General features: G+C 41.4%; 19 protein-coding genes. 9 read left to right on the plus strand and 10 right to left on the minus strand.

What is annotated here, in order from left to right; translation table 11 throughout:
• Positions 1 to 177: 177 nt before the first annotated feature.
• The 6 genes from QZ562_RS06660 to QZ562_RS06685 all read left to right on the plus strand — a co-directional run bounded on the left by QZ562_RS06660 (position 178) and on the right by QZ562_RS06685 (position 9,760).
• Complete coding sequence (locus QZ562_RS06660) at positions 178 to 975, plus strand: SDR family oxidoreductase (protein ID WP_293758507.1); 798 nt, start codon at positions 178 to 180, stop codon at positions 973 to 975.
• 312 nt (positions 976 to 1,287) lie between these two features.
• Entirely contained in the window at positions 1,288 to 2,484 is a 1,197-nt protein-coding gene (locus QZ562_RS06665) for a fumarylacetoacetate hydrolase family protein (RefSeq protein WP_293758509.1), read from the plus strand.
• Positions 2,485 to 3,319: 835 nt separating this feature from the next.
• Positions 3,320 to 6,628, plus strand: coding sequence for a bifunctional diguanylate cyclase/phosphodiesterase (locus QZ562_RS06670; RefSeq protein WP_293758555.1), 3,309 nt, complete (start codon positions 3,320 to 3,322; stop codon positions 6,626 to 6,628).
• A gap of 691 nt (positions 6,629 to 7,319) precedes the next feature.
• Positions 7,320 to 8,279 (plus strand): hypothetical protein, encoded by a 960-nt coding sequence (locus QZ562_RS06675; RefSeq protein ID WP_293758561.1) that lies wholly within the window; start codon positions 7,320 to 7,322, stop codon positions 8,277 to 8,279.
• A gap of 75 nt (positions 8,280 to 8,354) precedes the next feature.
• Positions 8,355 to 8,831: a DUF4144 domain-containing protein gene (locus tag QZ562_RS06680; protein WP_293758564.1), complete on the plus strand. Its 477-nt coding sequence runs from the start codon at positions 8,355 to 8,357 to the stop codon at positions 8,829 to 8,831.
• Positions 8,832 to 9,166: 335 nt separating this feature from the next.
• Positions 9,167 to 9,760, plus strand: a complete 594-nt coding sequence (locus tag QZ562_RS06685; RefSeq protein ID WP_293758567.1) for a PEP-CTERM sorting domain-containing protein — start codon at positions 9,167 to 9,169, stop codon at positions 9,758 to 9,760.
• Positions 9,761 to 9,942: 182 nt separating this feature from the next.
• On the opposite strand, the gene QZ562_RS06690 is transcribed toward QZ562_RS06685, so the two are convergent.
• Positions 9,943 to 11,115 carry a DUF418 domain-containing protein gene (locus tag QZ562_RS06690; RefSeq protein WP_293758569.1) on the minus strand — a complete coding sequence of 391 codons (1,173 nt, stop codon included), beginning with the start codon at positions 11,113 to 11,115 and terminating at the stop codon, positions 9,943 to 9,945.
• A 690-nt stretch (positions 11,116 to 11,805) separates the two neighbouring features.
• Between QZ562_RS06690 and QZ562_RS06695 the strand changes: the two genes are divergently transcribed.
• Positions 11,806 to 12,003, plus strand: a complete 198-nt coding sequence (locus QZ562_RS06695; RefSeq protein ID WP_293758572.1) for a hypothetical protein — start codon at positions 11,806 to 11,808, stop codon at positions 12,001 to 12,003.
• 98 nt (positions 12,004 to 12,101) lie between these two features.
• Here QZ562_RS06695 and QZ562_RS06700 read toward each other — a convergent pair whose 3' ends face one another.
• On the minus strand, positions 12,102 to 12,473 hold the full coding sequence (locus QZ562_RS06700) for a PilZ domain-containing protein (RefSeq protein WP_293758575.1): 372 nt from the start codon (positions 12,471 to 12,473) through the stop codon (positions 12,102 to 12,104).
• A gap of 418 nt (positions 12,474 to 12,891) precedes the next feature.
• On the opposite strand from QZ562_RS06700, the gene QZ562_RS06705 reads away from it, so the two are divergent.
• A complete protein-coding gene (locus tag QZ562_RS06705; protein WP_293758578.1) occupies positions 12,892 to 13,908 on the plus strand; it encodes an arginine N-succinyltransferase in 1,017 nt (338 codons plus the stop codon).
• A gap of 157 nt (positions 13,909 to 14,065) precedes the next feature.
• Here the strand turns inward: QZ562_RS06705 and QZ562_RS06710 are convergent, their stop codons facing one another.
• Both QZ562_RS06710 and QZ562_RS06715 read right to left on the minus strand, forming a co-directional pair.
• Positions 14,066 to 14,746 carry a DUF2293 domain-containing protein gene (locus QZ562_RS06710; RefSeq protein WP_293758581.1) on the minus strand — a complete coding sequence of 227 codons (681 nt, stop codon included), beginning with the start codon at positions 14,744 to 14,746 and terminating at the stop codon, positions 14,066 to 14,068.
• 593 nt (positions 14,747 to 15,339) lie between these two features.
• Complete coding sequence (locus QZ562_RS06715; RefSeq protein WP_293758584.1) at positions 15,340 to 16,404, minus strand: AraC family transcriptional regulator; 1,065 nt, start codon at positions 16,402 to 16,404, stop codon at positions 15,340 to 15,342.
• Positions 16,405 to 16,518: 114 nt separating this feature from the next.
• Here QZ562_RS06715 and QZ562_RS06720 point away from each other — a divergent pair, with 114 nt between their 5' ends.
• Complete coding sequence (locus QZ562_RS06720; RefSeq protein ID WP_293758586.1) at positions 16,519 to 18,468, plus strand: fatty acid desaturase; 1,950 nt, start codon at positions 16,519 to 16,521, stop codon at positions 18,466 to 18,468.
• Between the two features lie 176 nt (positions 18,469 to 18,644).
• Here QZ562_RS06720 and QZ562_RS06725 read toward each other — a convergent pair whose 3' ends face one another.
• From QZ562_RS06725 to QZ562_RS06750, 6 genes are all read right to left on the minus strand, one after another.
• Complete coding sequence (locus QZ562_RS06725) at positions 18,645 to 19,145, minus strand: peptidylprolyl isomerase (RefSeq protein WP_293758589.1); 501 nt, start codon at positions 19,143 to 19,145, stop codon at positions 18,645 to 18,647.
• 512 nt (positions 19,146 to 19,657) lie between these two features.
• The gene (locus QZ562_RS06730) at positions 19,658 to 20,878 is read right to left on the minus strand and encodes a serine hydrolase domain-containing protein (RefSeq protein WP_293758600.1); all 1,221 of its coding nucleotides are present in this window, start codon (positions 20,876 to 20,878) and stop codon (positions 19,658 to 19,660) included.
• A gap of 80 nt (positions 20,879 to 20,958) precedes the next feature.
• Entirely contained in the window at positions 20,959 to 21,093 is a 135-nt protein-coding gene (locus QZ562_RS06735; RefSeq protein ID WP_293758607.1) for a hypothetical protein, read from the minus strand.
• A 41-nt stretch (positions 21,094 to 21,134) separates the two neighbouring features.
• Positions 21,135 to 21,347 (minus strand): hypothetical protein, encoded by a 213-nt coding sequence (locus tag QZ562_RS06740; RefSeq protein WP_293758610.1) that lies wholly within the window; start codon positions 21,345 to 21,347, stop codon positions 21,135 to 21,137.
• A 334-nt stretch (positions 21,348 to 21,681) separates the two neighbouring features.
• Complete coding sequence (locus QZ562_RS06745) at positions 21,682 to 22,287, minus strand: DNA-3-methyladenine glycosylase I (protein ID WP_293758613.1); 606 nt, start codon at positions 22,285 to 22,287, stop codon at positions 21,682 to 21,684.
• 65 nt (positions 22,288 to 22,352) lie between these two features.
• Complete coding sequence (locus tag QZ562_RS06750) at positions 22,353 to 22,544, minus strand: hypothetical protein (protein ID WP_293758616.1); 192 nt, start codon at positions 22,542 to 22,544, stop codon at positions 22,353 to 22,355.
• Positions 22,545 to 22,642 lie beyond the last annotated feature (98 nt).

Raw genomic sequence — 22,642 nt, forward strand, 5'->3', positions numbered from 1 at the left:
CTATTATTGATTTAAACCCATATATAGACGCAAACAGATGAATATCGCTGATTTATGCCTGTTTAATCAACAACAAGCGTCATTGTTAAAAACACTAATGCAATTAAAATGTGGCTACTAAAACCCATCAATAGATTTACCCAGTTAAAAACCTACCAGACAACGGAGTAAACCAGTATGTACCAACAAAACACACTCGCAGGTAAAGTTGCCTTTATCGCAGGCGGCACTAGCGGTATTAACTTAGGTATCGCCAAAGGCTTGGTAGCGGTTGGCGCCAGCGTAGCGGTATTAGGCAGAAACCTTGAGAAAGCGAAGGCAGCGGCCGTTGAGATCATGACTGAGGTCGGTGGCAAGGCAATCGCCTTGTCGGCTGATGTGCGCGACCCAGAGCAGGTACAAGCGGCGCTGCAATCGAGTGTGGACCAGCTAGGCAAGATTGATATTTTAATCTCTGGCGCAGCCGGTAATTTTCCTGCACCTGCAGTCGCTATTAATCCAAAAGGTTTCAAGACAGTAATCGATATCGACCTAATCGGTACTTATAATGTATTTCATCTGGGTTTCAACTACGTGAATAAGGATGCATCATTAATCGCAATTACTGCACCGCAAGCAATCAACCCCATGCCGTTTCAAGCGCATGTGTGCGCGGCTAAAGCCGGTATCAACATGTTGGTCAAATGTTTGGCTTTGGAATGGGGTCCTGCAGGTTTGCGCGTCAATGGTATTTCCCCGGGGGCAATTGACGGAACCGAAGGCGCAGATCGGCTAGCACCTAAAGGGCCAATTCGTGACGCCATGATTGGCAAAGTTCCATCCCGTCGGATCGGCGTTCTAAAAGATATCGCCGATGCAGCAATCTATCTCGGTTCGGATTTAGGTAAATATGTAAACGGGTCAATTTTGACCGTCGATGGTGGCACCGAGTTAGGCGATGCCAGTCTAGACTGCTTGACCATACCAAGCCGCTAAGCGAGCGAACGCTCTACATCAACCCGCGGGGTAAGGTCTTGAGTTTTGCACAAAATACAAGACCCAATCTTCAAACCCCCGAACTTTTGACTATCGATCGTCTGTTAGACTGGGTGCTGTTTTCAGACCTACCATTCTCATGCTTATGTCTGTAGCGAGTCCGGTTCTCTTAATAAACGTGGTGATCGGGACCGCAGTCGTGGCACAACAAACCTATCGCAAACAACTCTGGAATTAAAAATTAAATGAAAAAGATTAATAAGATCCTAGTTGGCAAACAAGTTTTTGAGTCTGATATGCCAGGAGATCAATATGATTAAGCGAATGAGCCGCTACCTTGGCATGTTTGGGCTTGTACTCATTACCGTAATTGTAGTGGCTTGGCTAACCTCGTCAGACCCAAAACTCAATCAGGCTAGTTTTGAAAAAACACCTTTGGTCGAAGGCCTTGCGCCTTTCGAGCATGCAACGACATTGGCTCAGTTTATCGATGAAGATGGTCGAACTGTGACAGTTCAGGTTATCGATTATTCAGGGGAAACAATTACTGGGATCAACCTCGCTGAGTTGGGCGGATCACCCAATGACAACCCTCTTCTTGCTTTTGCCTCAATTAGTACTGTTCAATTGAATGCAGCTAATGTGGATGATTTTCCAGCAATTAAAGTCGAAATATCGGATCTGTTACCATCTGGTACCCTTGGCTCCAGCCATCTCGGAACAGGAACCAACTTTCCCGAGCATGCAGAGGAAGCAGGTAGTCAATCTGTTTTTAACTTTCCAAAATTTGGAAAGGCGACGGCTGCACGAACTGAAGTAGCGGCTAAGCCCGGTGTATTGCTAGACTATGAAGTTGAGCTTTGCATCCGCTTCGACCGTGACATTGAGACAGTAATGGATTTTGATACGGCCGTAAAAGGTCTATTTCTTTGTGGTGACTTCACCAATCGAAATGCATTGGTTGAACTTGTTGACCCGGACAATCTTGATTCAGGGCATGGTTTCAGTGACTCAAAAAGTGGGCCTGATTTCTTTCCGACCGGACCTTTTATCGTGGTTCCAAAAGATTTGGCTAGCTTCGTTTCCAATTTACGGATGACCACAAGTGTCAATCAACAGGCCCGCCAAGATGCAAGAGGCGGTGAGATGACTTTGGACTTCAGGCAACTGGCTGAAAAATCGCTTGCGGATATGTCACAGCAGAGATTTCTCTACGCGGATGAATTCCACTATTTGGCACCTCACAAACGAATTGATAGCAATATGACATTGATGTCTGGTACTGCTGAAGGTGTTATTTTTACACCGCCAACGCGGCGGGATTTGATCGAGGGAGTCGTTCACTATTTAGCAGCTGGTGGTCCCTTGTCGAACAACACATTGATTGAGTCGGTCAAACAGACCTTCATCAGCAATGAACTTAACTCTGGTCATTATCTTCAGCCTGGAGATGTGGTTGAGTATCATTCTTCATATCTTGGAAACATCAATATTAGGGTCACCGAATAGACGGCCAATTGAAATTGACGTTGAGCAGACAGTTATTGATAATTTTGATTTAGCTGTAGCTCAAAATAATTAACCTGCGGGGTCAGGTTCGTCGAAAACTAAAGAACTGTGGAACGAATTATCAATAAGAATTAACAAGACATATATGATGACGAGCAGCCCCAAACAATAGTTTTCGGTTTTATTACGACGGGTGTTTTTATAATTCGAACTGCTTATTTAGTATGGTCTTGCAGTCGATTGTAGTGAGTATTATGAAAATATAACGACCCGGAGGAAAGCAAGAATGATGGTATTTTGCGGTTGTAGAAAAAATCAAAGCGATCATGACATCCATTATTGTAGTTGATTAAATGACGTGCTCTGATTTTGCTCTATGATGAATTAACAAGACACGCATGTTAGCGAGCAACTCCAAAACAGTTTTTGGGGTTACTACGATGGGTGTCTTTATAATTTTTCGCTTGATGGTGTGACGTCTTACCGGTATTCAATCCAAGGGTATTTTGTGCAAGGTCTTATGTAGCTCACTCTGTAGGTGAATTATTTTTAACTAGTGTATCTTGTTTAATTGTTGCGTTTAATCGGGTACAGGAATTGTCGCTTAAATATGGTGATTCAATTCCTCATCTGATTTTTATTTTCAATGGAGCTGACCCCAGAGGTTTCCGTTTTTGCTGTTATTTTGTGGTGTTTACGTGGTGTTTATGTGCTTATTATGTAGTTACTTTGTGTTATTGTTGCACGCGTAGGTCCTTAACTGCTTACAATAAAATCACAGAGAATTCCCTTAAAGTGGTTTAGCTCTAAATGTGGAAAGGATGTGTATCTAAAAATGACAATTATAAAGCATCCCAAAAAGATAAACCCGCTGCTAAAAGATGCTGAGGCCAGCACAAACCAATCGCCATTCAAGTCAGTAGTATTGTCCGCCAAAGATGAACTTCTGCACGAACTCCAAGAACACCAAATTACATTGGAGATGCAGAACGAAGAGCTACAACGTACACATGCTGAATTAGAAAATGTCAAACAACGTTATGCAGATTTGTATGAATTCTCCGCAGTTAGTTATCTCACAGTAAGCCATAAAGGGGTAATCATCGCAGCGAATCTGTCTGGTGCAGAGTTGCTGTGTGAACCTCGGCAGAAATTGGTTGGTCGTCCCTTATCCCAATATATCAGCCGCGAAGACCGCGACCGCTTGCATCTACGTATTATGCTTGCGTTTAAAATAGGTGGATTTTTGCATTGCGAGCTTAAAGTGCAGCGTGCCGACAATTCGATTTCCCATGTTCTTTTAGAATCTAAAAGCAATGGTGTCGATGACAAGACGAGCTTACTCATTACGCTATCTGACGTCACTGAGCGTAAACGAGCAGAAGAAGCGATCCAAGCCGCTTCGCAATATTCTCGTAGCCTGATTGAAGCCAGCCTAGATCCATTGGTCACCATCAATGCCGAAGGTAAGATTAGTGACGTGAATACCGCGACTGAGAAAGTGACGGGTGTAAAGCGTGCCAGCCTGATTGGCAGTGACTTTACTAACTACTTAACCGATCCTGAAGAAGCCCGTAACGGTTACGAACAAGTATTATCGCAAGGCTATGTCACAGACTATCCGCTAGCGATACGTCATGTATCAGGTAAGGTCACCGACGTACTCTATAACGCCAGTGTATACAAAGACCTCGAAGGCGATGTGCAGGGAGTTTTTGCCGCGGCACGCGATGTGACTGAGCGTAAACGAGCAGAAGAAGCGACTCAAGCCGCTTCGCAATATTCTCGTAGCCTGATTGAAGCCAGCTTAGATCCATTGGTCGCCATCAGTGCCGAAGGTAAGATTACTGACGTAAACACCGCGACTGAGAAGGTGACGGGAGTAGAGCGTGCCAGCCTGATTGGCAGTGACTTTGCTAACTACTTCACCGATCCTGAAGAAGCCCGTAACGGTTACGAACAAGTATTCTCAGATGGCTATGTCATAGACTATCCACTAGCGATACGTCATATATCGGGTAAGGTCACCGACGTACTCTATAACGCCAGTGTATACAAAGACCTCGAAGGGAATGTGCAGGGAGTTTATGCTGCGGCACGCGATGTGACTGAGCGTAAACGAGCAGAAGAAGCGACCCAAGCCGCCTCGCAATATTCTCGTAGCTTAATTGAAGCCAGCTTGGATCCATTGGTCACCATCAATGCCGTAGGTAAGGTTACTGACGTGAACACCGCGACTGAGAAAATGACGGGTGCAAATCGTGCCAGCCTAATTGGCAGTGACTTTGCTAACTACTTCACTGATCCTGCAGAAGCCCGTAATGGCTACGAGCAAGTATTCTCAGAAGGCTATGTCGCAGATTATCCGCTAGCGATACGTCATGTATCAGGCAAGGTCACCGACGTAATCTATAACGCCAGTGTGTACTACAATGCAAAGGGTGAGGTTGCAGGCGTTTTTGCCGCGGCACGCGATGCAGATCTGGCGTTAACTGCCACCATTTTCGAGTCTCAAGAAGGCATGTTTATCACTGATGCCAATGCCGTGATCCGACGCATTAATAAAGCCTTTACTGAAATTACAAACTACGCAGCTGAAGATGCTATAGGCCAAAAAATTGAGCTGCTTAGGTCAGGTTTTCATGATGAAGCTTTCTACACCAAAAAGTGGGAGATTATCAATAACACCGGCATGTGGGTAGGTGAAACTATGGGTATGCGTAAAAATCGTGAAACATATCCACAGCATCTAAGCATCACGGCAGTGAAAGATATTAAGGGTATAGTTACTAATTATGTGGCCACGTTGACCGATATTACCAAGAGCAAAGCCGCTTCGGATGAAATTAAGAATCTGGTGTTCTATGACACATTGACACACCTGCCTAATCGTCGCATGTTGATGGCTAAACTTAAACAAACCTTGGCTACCGGAAGCAGAAGCGGCGCTGTACTGTTTTTAGATCTTGACCAATTTAAATCTCTCAATGACACACTGGGACATGACATGGGTGATGTTCTGCTACAACAGGTGGCAAGTCGTCTTAGCAACTGCTTAGGAGATGCTGATACCGTAGCACGTTTAGGTGGTGATGAATTTGTCGTTTTACTAGAAGACTTAAGTGAACAGCCCATTGAAGCGGCAGCGCAAACCGAAACGATCGCTGAAAAATTACTGAACGCACTTAACCTACCTTATCAACTGGGTACGTATGAGCATCGCAGCACCGTGAGTATAGGGGCCACGCTATTTAGTGCTCATGAAACAGGGTCAGATAACATCATCAAGCGAGCTGATATTGCTATGTATCAAGCAAAAACGGATGGACGTAATATCATACGTTTCTACGACCCAAAAATGCAAGAGATCATCGCCAATCGCGTTAATATGGAACGTGAGTTACGTCAAGCTATAGAGCAACAACAGTTTCAGCTTTATTACCAAATACAGGTAGATAGCTCGGGTCATCCATTGGGAGCAGAAGCCTTAATCCGATGGATACATCCTAAACGCAATATGATTTCACCTCTACAATTCATTCCGTTAGCAGAAGAAACAGGACTGATTTTACCCATTGGACAATGGGTGTTAGAGACGGCTTGCGCTCAACTGGCCATCTGGCAGAAAAATGCACATCACAAACACCTCATACTGTCGTTGAACGTTAGCGCCAAACAACTCCATCAAGCAAACTTTGTGACACAAGTACAGGAAGCGATACAGCATCACGGAGTTGACCCAACGAAACTCAAGCTAGAACTGACGGAGAGTATGTTGGTCAAGGATATTGAGAGCATTATTAATAAAATGAATGCACTAAGCAAAATAGGTGTTCGGTTCTCATTAGATGACTTTGGTACCGGCTACTCATCACTGCAATATCTAAAAAAACTGCCTTTATCTCAATTGAAAATAGATCAGTCGTTTGTGCGCGAAATTGTTGTCGACGAAAGCGACCTCACCATCGTAAGTACGATTATCGCCATGGCGCATAGTTTGAATTTGGAGGTGATTGCTGAAGGGGTTGAGACCGAGGGTCAAAGACAACTACTTATGAACAATGATTGTTTGCAATTTCAAGGCTATTTGTTCGGTAGGCCGGTGCCGATTGATGCATTTGAGGCTTTGCTTAGTTTAAGTTGATTGGTATCGATGGTCGGATAAAAGGGCTTAGGTACAGATTTTAAACGTCTTTACACCTCAACTTAACAGTCTAGTTGTGAGCCTCTAAAGAGATTTAGCTTGCTATCACGACTAAATACTTAAATTATCGTGTTCAGAACAAAGTTAAATTAACTCTTTCGCCATCCAAGTTTCCTGCCAGGCGGCAATGTATGTAAGCGTCTACCTGTTAGTGATGTCAGTTCGCTTTTAAATCTAACATTACCTAAGGCCATACCTGACTGAGTGGCGGCTCTCATCTCTTTTAACAATATCACCTCGACATGACTTGTAAATAAATGACGCCAGGTGGCATGGCGCTCAGTATCATTGATACCTAACGCGGTGAATAAACAATGTGGTGTGTATAGATTTGAAACCTTACCTAATACATCTATCTGATAGCTCGATTAGGGAGTCTTTATAATTTACACTGGCCTCAAGGTTGCTATTTTTTGCGTATTAAAAAAACTACTTGTCAGGTATTTTTAATAACAATAAAGGTAATTTAACTACTCTTATTTTGTTAGTGTCGACCTTTATGCAATAAGGAAGTCGTTCGTTTGAGCAAATCAATTAAGGGGTTAGTGATTTTGCGGTTTTCTGTCTAAATACGTTTGTCGTTTACAAATACATGGATGGTACTTTTACTTTGCCATTTCGGGCACAACAGTTGATTATTTATTTTGAAAAAGGATTCCACCGATTTATTGCAAATAACAGTGAAACTGAAGAACTGGCTGCCCTAGATGATGATCTCACTTCAATAAGCCTTAGTGTTGCATCTATCGACAAAGTTGTTGCTAGCAAAGTAAATATAGCCACACCACTTCATAGGGAAGTGCCGTCCATAAGTAGTTCATGTGCTAAGAGACGTTTTGGTTCAAAAAAAAACGAAAAGTCATTTTATACTTGGACTGATCATGTAGGAACGCGACACATCTCCGATAAAGCTCCAGACTTTGATTATACATCACCAGTATCTATTTTAGGAACTTACCCCGCATCGCAATTTATAGTAAGGTTTATGGGTAAGCCGATGAGCGTTGGTTTTCAGAATGAACTGAGTCAACGCTTAGAGCGTTTAACAGAAGAATATGCACAAGTGCTGGATGTCACCACCGTTCGCGAAGTAAGATTAAAATTTCGGTTCTATAAACAACAAGCTGAGTTTGATCGTTACAAAAAGCTTGTGGCACCTAAAGATCTATCACGATCTGGTTTTTATCGGCATGCTGCAAATGAAATGGTTATTCTGGTTACTGACGAGGATGCAGGTTTACGCACTAGCATTCACGAATCGGTGCATGCGATAAATCGAGCGTTATTTGGCAGCATGGCAAGATGGCTAAATGAAGGTTTGGCACAAGTACTTACTGCAAACACCTCTAATACTGAAAGTAAGGTACCACGTACAAAATATAGCATGCCTAAAGGTAAGTTATTTAGAGCGACAGATGAAGATTGGGCTGGTCCGTTGCGCAATCAGCTGTATCTATCAAGTAAAGCATTCATTCATCAGCTCATGGCGACTGAACGAGGCCGTAATAGTATTGCTCGATTATTGTTGGCAGAGCAAGTAAATGGCTGCAATGACCTAACTAGCGGTGATGTATCGAAGATTCTTGGTTGAAGCTATGATAACTCACTAATTTCAATCTCTGGTGGCTTCGCCACTGCTTTCTCGCACGATCTGGTCTTGAATTTTTTGCAAAATACAAGACCAGACTCTGAGGTACATGCTGAGGTAAACGGATTAAACCTGACTCCACAAGTGGGTCGATTTTTTTGCAAAAACAAACAGCGCAAAATAAACGCCCAACTTGCTCCGCTGTTTATGCGAAGCGTAATTTTTATCGAGGTAACTGTTATGATTTCTTGGCCATGCATGCTAAAACTTGATGGCGATGGTGAGCTTATTTACTTAAATTCATTACGAGATTTCAACTTGGAATGTTGTGAATTTATCTTTAGTGACGATGATTATGTTATCGACTCACTAGGTCACTGTTATTTAATAGAGTACATTTCAGACGCACTTGGGTTAATTACAGTAAACCGAATGTTGTCAACGTATGAAGTTTCTAATTTAATACGTGCTCATGAATTTAATAAAGCTTCACTTTGCCTCACTAAAATTCATTTTTTAACAGTCTCTGAAGCTATTAAGTCATTGTCTAATTAAAATAAACATAACAAGAGACTGTTGTGTCAAGAAGTAAAAAATCAACAAAACATCCATGAAAGCGAGCAACCCCAAAAAATAGTTTTGGGGTTATTACGATGGGTGTCTTTATAATTTAATAGGCCACGCCGTCAGTTATTTTTAAAGTTTCCTCTGTTTTTATGTCAGTTATTTTTACATATTGTTAAGGATGGGAATATTTTATTTTATAACTCATTGTTTAATATAGGTAACTTTTTTGGCATGATAAGTGCATTTCTTTGTGTAATGACGACTTGTCATTTTAAGAATTATCTTCAGTGATTGTTTTGACGGGATTAAAGGAAATATATAATATGAAAAATATTTTAGCTGTATTAGCTTTTTGCAGTTTATTTGTTGGACAAGCAAGTGCTGGGCTTATTTACCAAGATGATTTTGGTACGGGTGATAATAAACAATTTCATGATTCTTTGGGCGCCTGGAATGTAACTCAAGGCAATGTCGAGCTTTGGAATATTCCAGGTTGGGACGGGTATGCAGTAGATTTAAACGGCTATCCTTCGACTCTTGGTGGTATTGAGACATCTGAAACATTTATTTTTTTAGCTAACGGTTCCTATGTACTTTCGTTTTTATTGGGTAACAATCAACATCTATATGATAATGGGATATTGTATGGGTTTCGAAATGACGACGGTATTCTTGCTTCTGGCGAAATTGGTAACTTAGAAAGTTTCCTAGAAGATTTAAACGTTAAATCAACAGTTATAAGTTTGTTTTTCTCTCCAAAAACTGATGTTGAGGCATCCATTTTCTTCACTTCCACTGGAACTGCTGACCTTGGTGGCGCAATTATAGATAATGTGAGTTTGGTGCCGGAGCCATCAACTCTCGCTATCCTAGGATTAGGTTTAATGGGTTTAGCATCACGTCGACTCAAAAAATAAGTTTAATAGATACACACGAATTAACAAGACACCCATGAAAGCGAGCAATCCCAAAAAATAGTTTCGGGTTTATTACGATGGGTGTCTTTATGATTTGTTACGGCATTCAACAAGGCATTGGCTATGCCTAAAGCATCGAAATACAGATCAAAAAAGTCATTTTACCCCTTAGCCAAATACCTTTACTGACTAGACACATTATTGTCTGGTGTTTTTTCTAGCTCCCTTAATTTTTTATCAACACTTCTGCTATACAGTTTTCGCCAATTTTTTTCTAAAGGGCCTTGCTCATATTTGAACAAATAAAGATTGGCAATCAAAATTTGGATTACCGTAAAACTCAAGGCAATTAAAAAATAGTCAATATGAGTGGCCGTCAACTCAAAATTAGGCACAATCCCACGCAGTAAGATGGCCATCACCACAGACTGTAAAATATATAGACTAAAGGCCATTTTACCGGTATTGGCCAATAGTTGTGAAAATCTGCCGCTGGTTTGACACAGCTTCACAATGACATGTGCGTAAACTAATCCTACAAAAATTGCTGATATACTCGAAAGCAACGGGATCACTTCAGCACTGAGGTTATCAATCAATAACTGAGGAGCAATCAACAAAAGTGTACTAATGATGCTAGAAATAACAATTTTAGTAAAAGTCGAAGACGAAAAGCCTTGTGTAAAAAAATCTGTTCGGTAGAGATATACTCCCAAGTACATCAGGCCTAACGTCTGCCAAAAAATACATAAAGGCGACATGATCAATAAGCCAATCGAAAATCCTGCGTTGATCAAAGTCTGAAATCCATAATTACTCTGCCAGGTTTCAATATCTTCTAAATATTGCTCAGATCCTCTTACAATCAACTCAGTTGGATCGGCAAAGGCCACGAGTAAAATGGCAAACAGTAAAATTAATGCGCTACCAATCACCAAAAATTTACGAGCTTTTTGCAGCAAAACGTCTGGGTCATGGGATAGACCTTTGATTAATACAAAACCGACCACGCTGTATAACATCAGAATATCGCCACCAAAAATCAACACGCCGTGGAAAAATCCAAACAACAACAACCAGTTCAGTCGAGACTTTAAAAATATAGTGGTATCCATACCTCTGCGTTTACACGAATCGTATTGAATTGCGATCCCAGCGCCGAACAGAATACAAAACAACGTTCTAAACCGACCATCAGCAAAAATACTGTAAAACAAAGTCATCAATTTATCTGACATCAACATAGGATCAAATGGCACATAACCCAGATAAATATTGGCGTGAAAGGGAATATTCATAAAGAGAATACCCAAAATGGCGATCCCACGAAGCACATCGATAGAAGTAGAACGCATTAAAAATATCCTTATACTGCAGATTAAGTTGAAGTCTTATTGCGGACTCAGTAACGACTCATGTCAAGTAAGTTATTATTCAACAAGCTTGACTATAAGTTTACTCTTACAATCATTTTAACAAGACTTTTTAGAGTATTAACCCTACCGCAGTGAATTTCATTAAGAATAAAAGAGCTCATATTCCATTTAAATAACACAACCTATTTTTATAACTAAAAGATAGATTATGTTAATAGCCAGAAAGTAATGAGCTTCCGGTGTTGGCGTGCCTGAATAATTAATTCAGCGAGGGTATAGTCGTCATGTGATATCTGCATGTGAACAGGATATGCAAGCTTATGTTGACTGGCTTAAAACGTATTCAAAAAATATATAAAATTAGTGCACATGCGTGGCTGTTAATGACCAATCATGTACATTTTGTTTACTCCAAACAGTGCCAGCGAAATTTCGCAAATGGTGCAGTCCCTTGGTCGAATATATGTGTCTTATTTTAATCATCGTTATAACTGAACAGGTACATTGTAGGAAGGGCGGTTTAAACCCTATTTGGTGCAAGAAGAAACCTACCTTATGTCAGTTTATCGATATATAAAGTTGAAGCCCGTGAAGGCACCCAAGGAGGATGAGCAAGCCGTTTACTTTTGGTCAAGCTACCAATGAAATGCCCATGATAAAAAGAATGGTTTGTTAATACCTCATTTTCTTTACACTCGACTTGGAATTAATGAAAAGAAGCGTCAGTTAGCGTATCGCGGTTTGTTTGTACAACAGATAGAAGGTAGATTGTTGGAAGATACTCGCCAAGCGACGAGCAAGAAGTTAGCGCTAGGTAACGAATACTTTTTTGCTAATATTGTGAGTCTCACAGGGACGGGTTCTTGAGAGAAAACAAGGCAGGCAAGTCGATTGGCGCAATAACAAAATGAGATCAAAGCTTTAAATTGACCATGATTCTTTTACTGTAGTCGACAGGCCAAAGTTCAGTGCCTAGCTAGCGCCCGCGAAGCTACAGTGGTCGTCTTTACACATTCAAAAAAAAGATCATCAATCTCTTGTTTTGCTTGATCTTCTGCAAACTTAAAGCCCATTTCAGACCGAGGGTTGACATGGCGTATCACACCTTTGATGGCGATAGGCAAAGCCGATGTGGGCAAGGTTAAGTGGATCTCCATTTTACTTTCACCAATGTCAGTGGGAATGGCAGAGAAGAGCTTTATTTTGATCCCAGAGTAGCTCATGTCGACGACCACACCTTGCAGTAAAATTTTTTCAAGCGGTGAAGTTTGATATATGGTGATGTTGGCAAGTACACCTTTGGGCTCAAATCGTTGATGTTTTCTTTTTTCAATCATGTTGATCCCTAAAATTACACTCTTTGGCACAATCTGTAAGCAAGATGCGGTTAAATACTAAGCCTATTTTTGTGCATCTAGTGCAAATGGAGCCAGAACTTTGTAACGGCAGTGTCTAAACTTTCTTTAATCACGTCTTTGTAACAATTAACAAGACATATATGATGACGAGAAACCCAAAAAATAGTTTTCGGGTTTATTACGATGTATGCCTTTATAATTGGGTCGTTATTTTGTGGCATCTTTAGCGCACTAAACCAAGGGCAAATCGCCAACGTTGTAAAATTGCAGTATTGTTGCCATTAGGCATCGGGACAATTGAATTGGCTGGTGGACTTATAAGATACATGATTGTAGGTATCCACCTGCTCCCCACAAAAAATAAGAGTACTTTCACTCACGTTGAACAAGGCGTTTTATGATAATTGTTAGGCCAGTAGAGATTACAGATATAGATCATCTTATGGAAATTGCGTTGGCAGCCTCCCCAGGAATGACAACACTGCCACCAGACAGAAAAGCTTTAGAACGTAAAATATTAATTTCATCAAAAAGCATCACCAGAACAATTAAAGATCCTGGCAGTGAAGTCTACTTGTTAGTCATGGAAGACACTGATACGGAGAAATTAGTGGGTACAGCAAGTATCATCGCTAAGTTAGGTATTGATGATCAGTTTTATTCTTATAAGCTCAATAAGCAAACCCAGTACAGTCGACAAATAAACAAGAAAGTGACCGTAGAAACCTTACACCTCACCAATCACTTTGAGGGGTTTGCCGAAGTGGCCACTTTATATCTCACTGATGCTTATCGCAAAAATGGCAACGGCAAACTACTAGCACGCAGTCGCTATCTGTTTATGGCCGAATTTAGAAATAGGTTTCCTGATAAAGTTATGGCTGACTTACGAGGATATTTTGACGAAAATGGGCGTTCACCTTTTTGGGAAGCACTAGGACGCCACTTTTTTGATATGAGTTACTCTGAGGCTGATCTTTATGGTGCACTTAATGGCAATCAATTTATTGCTGATTTAATGCCAAAACACCCTATTTACGTCAATTTATTACCAATGGATGCAAGAGCGGTGATTGGACGGCCAAACGATCAAGGCAAGCCAGCATTGGCGATGCTTGAAAAGGAAGGCTTTAGAAATAATGGTCAAGTGGACATTTTTGATGGTGCCCCCAGCGTAGACGCTCATATCGATGAACTAAAGACAGTCAAAGATAGTCACAAAGCCAGAGTAGGTGGCATCATGGCGCCTCAAGGTGATCAAGAATATTTGGTTTGTGCCGGTAATATTGAGTCCTATCGTGCCTGCATATGCTGTTTAGAGATTGAAACTGATGGCAGTGTATTATTGCCACAAACTGCCTTAGATGCGCTTAATATTGGTATTCCTGATTTAATACGCTACTCAGTCTTATAAATGAGCGCGATTTAACATGGCGCCCATCGCAATTTAACTCAATCATTAGAGCCATTAACGAATTAACCAGACAGCCACAATAACGAGCAGTCCAAAAAATAGTTTTCGGGCTTATTACGATGGGTATTTCTATAATTTACTATAATTTGAAACGTTTTTATTTTGTTTGCAAAGCCTTATAAAGTAGGCAAACCTTAAAATCAACATCATCTCCACTGCGGTACTTTGCTAAAATTCGTTCGGACTGACGCGCTATCTGACGCCTTAGTTCGCGCCTTGCGCCCTTAACACGCGGAACAGATGTTGTATCATAAGCACTGGTTTGATGTCGCATCCAAGCCATTACTGCCAAAGCCGCCTTATCATTCAAGGTTACCGATGAGCTACGCGCTACTGTGCCGCTACCAACGGGCACCGCGTGTTCTTTTACCCGCTTTGACAATTGCTCAACCAAATGGTGATATTTTTGGTCAAAGTTGAGAAATTGAATGATCGCTTGTTGAAAGTCTTCGCCGAAGACTGTTTCCTTTTCATCGCGGCGAACTTTGACTTGGGCTAATTTTTTTTGATGTTTGGGATCGGCTCGCTGAGCTTCGACAAGTGTTACCGCTTCTTCAATCTGTTCTTTTGCAGCCCAAACGCCGTGAGAAAATGCCTTGCGGCCTTTTTTTTCCTGGACTGTCCAAGTCGGCCCTAGGGATTTCACCTTGCGTGTAACCGAGGCATCTCCGGCAGGTAAATTTTTCCAACCTGTAGGCACTGAAAAAACCTTGCCCGTTTTATCCTTAAGGTCACGATCGGACTTAGTGATTAAAAAGCTGCGTGTTTCTGTAGGCATTGATTACTTCCATTTAGTTCTTCGATTCTATTCTTTGATTTAATAATCTCATTGATTAATTGCCAACAAATATAACAACACCAGACTGTTCTTCAAGGGCACTGAAGATGACTGTTCTTGACTCTGTAAACGTTGAAATACTCTGTTGCGGATTGTACTGGATTTTGAACTATAAAAGGGGTGGGTCCAAATTAAAGGCTAAATTTAATTGGAAGAAAAGGGGGTAGATCCAAATTAAAATTGAAACTCATCAACTCAGTCATGCTTGCGCCAATAAGGTTAAGAGTTTCACTTGCAGGTATACCAAGATATGTTACCAAATGGTGTAAAAACCGGCAAGCGATCTTTGCTGGTGATGGTGATATGAAAGCCTATTACTCTTTTATATAAACGACTTGTTGAAGAGGTTGAAGCCCTTACAGGAAAAAGGTATGAGGGAGAAGGGTGGGAGCACTGGCAGGCCAGTCGGATGGCGTAAGAAGATAAACCTTGTTAATTTGGAGCTGATCCCATTTATACAACGCATAACAATTCCCGCACTATTGTTGGTCAATGGGTGGTTTTTGCATATATGTGCTGCTGGTTTTTGCAAATTATTCCAAGCTTAAAGGATTTCTGCGGTATGCCGTTGGACTTTGCTTAAACCAAACTTTGAAGGCACGGCAGAAATTTGCTGACTCTCGGTAACCCAAAATGTCCGCCACATTGAATACAGTGTATTTGGCATCTGCCAATAATTGCACCGCAAACTTTCGTCGTTCTGCTTCAAGTATTTTTTTGTAGGCGGTGTCTAATTCTTTCAGTCTGCGGATCAAGGTACGTTCGGTTAAATGCAGTACTTCACAAAGCTCTGCTAGGCTAGGCGGCATAGACTCGCTGGCTTTTGAAATAATGGCCCGTTCAAAGTGTTGACGAATGATTTTACGGATCATTAAATCGATTCGACCTTGAATATCAAGCTCCTCTAGTAGTTGTTGGCATTTACGTAGATTAAATTCATAGGAGTCTTTGTCATATAAAGGAGAGGGGCTAAACCATAATTTTTTGGGCACAACAAGTTTGTTTTGAGGGCTGGCAAAACAGAGTTGTGAAGCAAATTCTGCTTCCATTAAATGCTTTCGATTGCTAGCGAGTGTTTTGAAATAAAGCTTGGTTTCTCCCTTAGGGGGATGGCCAATCAATAGTTCAATCAAGTTCTCAAATGCCCTCATCAGTGCTTCGAAGAAAAATTCTTGAAAGCCTTGATCGCCTGTTGTATCAAATATGGTAATTTCGACGCATTCATCGCTTTCTTCGTTTTCTTTGTTTTCATCGTTTTCGATGATAGATACTGAATAGGTATTTGAGCGAATTTGATACCACTTTACAAAGGTTGCCAGTGCCTTACCAACTGAGGGCGCGCTGATAGTGGCGTAACCCACAGGACCATGAGTGACTATGCCAAGATGTTTACCCAAAATAGTGGGCCAGTTTGGTGTATAGCTATACGAATTGAGGTTGTGCACGATTTTAATCGCATCGGCCACGTCTATGGTTTCTTGCTTTAGCAGCGAAGACTCAGAAAGACTTGTGCCTTCAAGTAATTTATCTGCAGGCGCAAAGTGAAGGCTTTTGGCGATCAGCACATAGGCTTTGTTGGACTGAGGAGTAGGTAACATCGCCTAATTAAACAACATAATGTCATTTAATGATAATAATAATGTCATTTACAGAAAGCAGAAATGTCTAAATCTGCATTTACACTGGTTCCTCACACTTAAGAGGGATGTGTTATGCAAAAAGTAACTAAGAACTACACAGCATTGTGGCAAGGCTCTATACCTAATATAGCTTGGGGGACCTTAGCCCTTTTGTTAATGATAGTCTGTGGTTACATTTTAGTGGTTAGCAGCACATTGGCAGGCTTAATTTCTTATCCTTTTGCTTCAATAATATGTACGTATTTGTGTTTTGCCAGTTTTACCATTCAACACGACGCCGGCCACGGTAATATTTTTAAAATGGGCTCTGCCCTAAAACCCTTAGAAAATGCTATTGGTTGGGTAGCATCTATTCCCCTCCTGGTTTCGCCATATCGTTTGTTTAAAACAATACACGATCGGCACCATGCTTTTACCAATGATCCCGAGCGCGACCCAGATCACTTTAGTTTCGGTACTAAATGGTATCAGATCTTGCTGAATACCTATTATATGCCGCTTAAGTACCTGATTATGGCCTTGACAACCTTGCGTCATATTAAGATTTTTCGTGATACTTACATCAGTTCAGCGCTTTACCTGCTGCTGGTATTGGGTAGTTTAGCGGTATTGGCCTTTCATGGTTATACAAGCGAAGTATTCACCTTTGCCCTCATACCTACTGTGATCACGACTTTCCTTTTGGTGATATTTTTTGACTATGTGCCACATCACCCCCATAAGTCACAAGGCCGCTATCACAACACCCGTATTTACCCGAGCAAGATACTCAACATCTTGTTACTCGGGCAAAACTACCATTTGATCCATCACATGTATCCGCGGCTTCCTTGGTACACCTATCAAACAGTGTTCTACAAAATTCTTCCCGATTTAAAAGCCCACGGTGCGCCCATCGAATACATGACTTCCGACCGTAGTCCTAGTTTTATGAAATCAGCCAATGCTCATAACCTACAAAACGGAGGAAGGTCGGTTAACATGTTGCTGAAAGTGGTAGACATTGAAGCCCTAACTGAGGATTCAGTCGCCGTTAGTTTTGCGCTGCCTGTTGCTGAAAATCTAATATTTCGAGCGGGACAATACATCACCATCAGCAAGTGGTTGGCTGGTGAGCAGCATACTCGTTGTTATTCTTTATGTTCAAGCCCGCACAACACGCTGCTGAAAATTGCAGTAAGGGGAACCTACAACGGATTGGTTTCTACTTACATAAACAATGATTTACAAGTGGGCAATGAACTCATCATACAGGGGCCATTTGGCGACTTTGTTTACCCACCCATCACCCCTCGCAACATTCAAGCGCTGGTATTGATAGCCGGAGGCAGTGGCATTACGCCAATGCTCTCTATTTTATTATCATCTTTGCAGCAAAACGATGATATGCCTATACATCTGGTGTATGCGGCTCGAAGCGCTGACAACATTATGTTCTTCGATGTAATTGAAACTTTGCGCTGTGCCAATCCTGAGCGTTTGACAGTTGCTTACGTGGTCAAAGACCTGGTTTCGCACAAGTTGGCTACAGTAGGTAGGCTAAATAGTGCATTGTTGGAGGCACTGTTGCCGATGCTTGGTGAAAATGCCGACAAAACTCAGTCACATGCAACGGAATTTTATGTCTGTGGGCCAGAAGGTTTAAAAAACGAGGCACTCAATGCATTAACAGCAAACTCGATTGCAAACGAGCGAGTGCATATAGAGCAATTTATCCCCACTATTACACACCCACAAGGTGCATTGCACAAAATAGGCATCACCTTGAAAGATGGCCATAAACACGTACTGAATGTCGCATCAAATCAAACTGTACTTGAAGTGGCAAAAGCGAATGGTGTGATGCTGCCTCACGCTTGTGGGAGTGGCACATGTGGCACCTGCAAATTCAAGATAGACAGCGGTCAAACTAGCGATATTTCCGATACAATCCCCGGTATCACCGCAGACGAACAAACTGCAGGATTTACCTTAGCCTGCCAATGTAAGCCACAAAGCGATTTGGTATTATCAGGAATGTAAAATTAACCAGTATGTTTGAATAAACACAAAGGATAATCATTTTTGCTCCCTGTAATCCCCAGGGTTTTAGAATTTTCAGTGCGTTTTAGAATAAAATTAAAAGGGGGAGTGATTTTTTTACTATTCACTCCCCTTTTTTTCCAGAATGAAACTTTCTTCAGACCATTCTTATTTACTTATTTTGCTACTTGTTCTTCTTCGTGTTGATGGCCGCCTTCACCATGAACATGGCCATGGGTGAGTTCTTCTTCAGTCGCTTCTCTGACTTCAATTACCGAGCCTGAAAAATGCAGGGTTTTACCTGATAACGGATGATTAGGATCGACGGTGATATCATCACCGTCAATTTTAGCGACCGTCAATTGAACCGGACCGTTTTGTGCTTGGGCAGTAAAAACCATGCCTGTTTCAATGTTTTCAACGCCTTCAAAGACTGTGCGAGGCACAACTTGTACCATTTCTTCATGGTATTCACCGTAGGCATCAGCTGGTTCGACGGTTACATCAAACTCTTCGCCAGGGGCTTTACCCAAAAGTGCAGCTTCTAAACCGGGTATAACGTCGCCTTGCCCATGCAAGTATACCAGTGGTGCAGCCCCTTCTGAGCTATCAACCACTTGGCCTTCGGTGTCTTTCACTGTGTAGTTCAAAGATACTACTTTTTGATCTGCAATCATTTTATCATCCTGTCATATTTAGTCAGTTATATTTATAGCGAAGGTGAATGCCACCAATATTTAAGTCGCTCAAGCACAATTGCACTATTCATGTTTCAACAGAAGAATTTGGGGCTTTCTCACTCAATTCAAGGGTTACCATAGAACCTAGCGCTGACACTTGCTGGCAGACCCTCTGAATTTAGGATCACTAAAATCAAGAAAGCATAAGAGGTCGCGTCTTGAGTTTTGCACAAAACGCTCTTGCTTTTAACAACGGCAAAGCGACATTAAACGAAATTAACAGCAACTTACGATGGATGTTTTGTTAATTATTGGAAACAAAACGCAGCGGCTCATGCTTCCACCGAAAACGGATGGAAATGTATTGCAGAGACATCGCAATAAATCCGAAAACTATGCTTTTGGCTGGTCATTATCACAAGTGGCTTGTTAATTTCCGATGTGCCCTAGTCGGCTATTAAGATAATCGGTTTTAAAGATATTGCCATGTTATCAGTCTATATTAACACTCAATTTTTTATCCCAAGAGCAATGCTAATTACCGCATCAATCTCATCCCAATCTTTTATTTTTTTGTTCGGTCTTAGCTGTGTAAGATAAACGACTATGACTCCGTCCTCAGGCCGCACATAATATTTCGAATGGTAGGCACCACCCCACTCGTATCGGATTGTTTTGCCTTTTAAATCACCGTCTTTACCCATTGTTAACGCAAAACCGTAACCAAAACTATAACCTTCGAGATACGCTGGCATATCAATGTCAGGGGTTTGGTTACTGATCATCTCTTCAACCGAAGCTTGAGATAAAATTTTAGTACCACTTAAGGTGCCTTTGTTCAGTAGCATCGATAAAAACCTTGAATAGTCGCGAGCAGTTGAAATTAATCCACCACCACCAGAATAAGCTTTTCTGGGACCATCGACATAATGTCCTTGGCTTGTCATTAAATTACTCGCTTTATCGGCATCTACAGCTCGTTTAATAACCGTATCAGTTTCGTTATACACGGCCGCAAGGCGGTTTTTCTTACTTGGAGGTAGATAGAAATGCGTGTCCTTCATCCCTAACGGATGTGTAATTTCATCCTCAAAAAAGTCTTTAAGACTTTTATTAGACACTATTTCAATTATAACGCCCAGTAGATCAGCACTATGACCATAGATAAAGTCTGTACCGGGTTGTCCTTTTTGCGGTAGTGTCGTAATTGGGGCTAAAGCTTCAGCTATACTTTGGTTTTTATCAGCAAAATACCAACCATAAAGCCCTATCGACTTCCACCGCTTTTCAATGGGCCCAGCACCATAGCTTATGCCAGAAGAATGAGTCAGCAGATCATGAATAGTTATTTCTCTTTGTGCAGGAACTATCGAGTGAGACTTATCTTCATTAATTATAAGTACTGTTGTTTTTTTAAAAGAAGGAATATATTTGGATACCCGATCGGTCACTTTTAACAAACCTCGATCTTTTAGTATCATCACCCCAGCAGAGGTTAATGCTTTCGTTTGAGAAGCGATGCGAAAAATACTATCAACTTGCATGGCTTTATTTGCCTCAATATCTTGCATACCTGAAGCAAAATGTAATATCTCTTTGCCGTCTTTCATGACCAGAATAACTCCGCCAGCAATTTTATCAGTGTTCACGTAGCCATTTAATATGCTTTTAGCGGCAGTAAAGTTGTAATCATTAGCAAATACTTTTTGATTAAATGCTAGTAAAATCATGAGGATAAAGACTTTTTTGGACCTGATTGTTATCCTTTGAATCGTGTTTGTAGTCATTAATGTTATCTCCGTAACTTTATTTATTTAATTTTCGATATTATTATTTTATGTTGTGCATTTTTAACACTGCGCGCCCATGCATCAACAACTCCACCGTCCCCTACAGCGATGTCATGACCAAATCTGTCTATCGATAATAAAGATTTTTGCTTCATTAGATACCCCTGCGCCACAAGGTCTATCAATTCGCTTTCCATTATGAAATATAGACTTCTTGGCGGTCAAAAAATTTAGGTCTGGTATTTCCCCTATCGGCTAAGTAAACACGATTATTGTGTGCGGCAATCCCATGAGGCAAATCAAACGTTCTAGATTGATCACCAGGGCTTACCCACTGAATTAATAAGACATACATAGACGCCCCTAAAATTATAGGATCTGCAAGGTTGACCTTAGTTGGCCTCGCCACTGATTTTCCTGCATTGAAAGTTTTAGCTCACAAGGCTTATTTTAAAGGCAAATGCTAGCGGACGCCGCGCGGGTAAGTCATTTGAGTGGAAGCTGGAGAGAACGAATTTGTAGCTACAACGCGGTTAGGGCCCATAAACTGAGCTTTTTTGTATGGTTAAAAACGTTAGTAGTGAGGGACATTTTTCTGTTTATTATATTTTTGACGTTGAAAAAAGAGTCACTAGCTTGAAAGGATTCGAGTCAAAAACCATCACGACGATGGCGCGAAGCGTTCTCTTTATCTTTTGAATGAGGCTAAATCAAAGGCTGCCACTTAAGTACCATTTCTCAGTCTAAGGACGAACCAACCTCGCCCTTAGTTCCATCGCCTTTACTCTAAAGGCGCAACTTTGAGCATGATCATTCACCATACCCATTGCTTGCATAAAAGCATACATAGTAGTGGGGCCAACAAATTTCCAACCGCGTTTTTTTAAGTCTTTAGATAAAGCGACGGATTCTTCACATGTCGCCATAAATTCTGAGGCAATAGCCTCATCACGCTTTGGCTCAAATCGCCAAAAATAATGGGCTAATGAACCACACTCTGTTATTACTTCTTGCGCCCGTTTAGCGTTATTTATAGTGGCAGTGATTTTACCGCGATGGCGCACTATGCCTGCGTCTAGCACTAAACGCTCAACATCGTCGTCGGTGAACTTCGCCACAAGGTTAAAATCGAAATGAGCAAAAGCGGCTCTGAAATTATCGCGTTTTACCAAAATAGTGAGCCAACTCAGGCCAGATTGAAAACCTTCTAAACAGATTTTTTCGAATAGTCGCTGATCATCTGTAACGGGGTAGCCCCACTCGTTTTCGTGATACGCAACATATTGAGGCGTTGCCTGACACCAAGCACATCGAGCTTTGCCATCCTCGGCGATATAGATTTCTAACATGGTTAAATTTCACATATTTGTTAAAAAGAAAAACATATTGCTTTTTGCTTTGATTGGCTTTGATTTTACTCATCTGTGCCATCACCGCTTTTTTTTGCTACGAACGGGTCGGCATTGACTTGCTGCGCTAACTCTTCTTTTGTGCAGGCGCTGGTGCAAATAATAACACCCTCCTGGGGTTTTATATTGCCAACCATCATGAACATGCTATCCGCTTTGTTACTAGAAAGCGGCCGCCGCGCTTGACGATGCCGCAAGGCTTACTCTTAGTCATTCACACAGTGATTAACTGCCCCAAAATTCGCGTTTCTACCCCACACATATCTGTCCTTGGCATATCCGTAAAGGTTTGACT

The organism is uncultured Paraglaciecola sp., assembly GCF_913058035.1.
Taxonomy (GTDB): Bacteria; Pseudomonadota; Gammaproteobacteria; order Enterobacterales; family Alteromonadaceae; genus Paraglaciecola.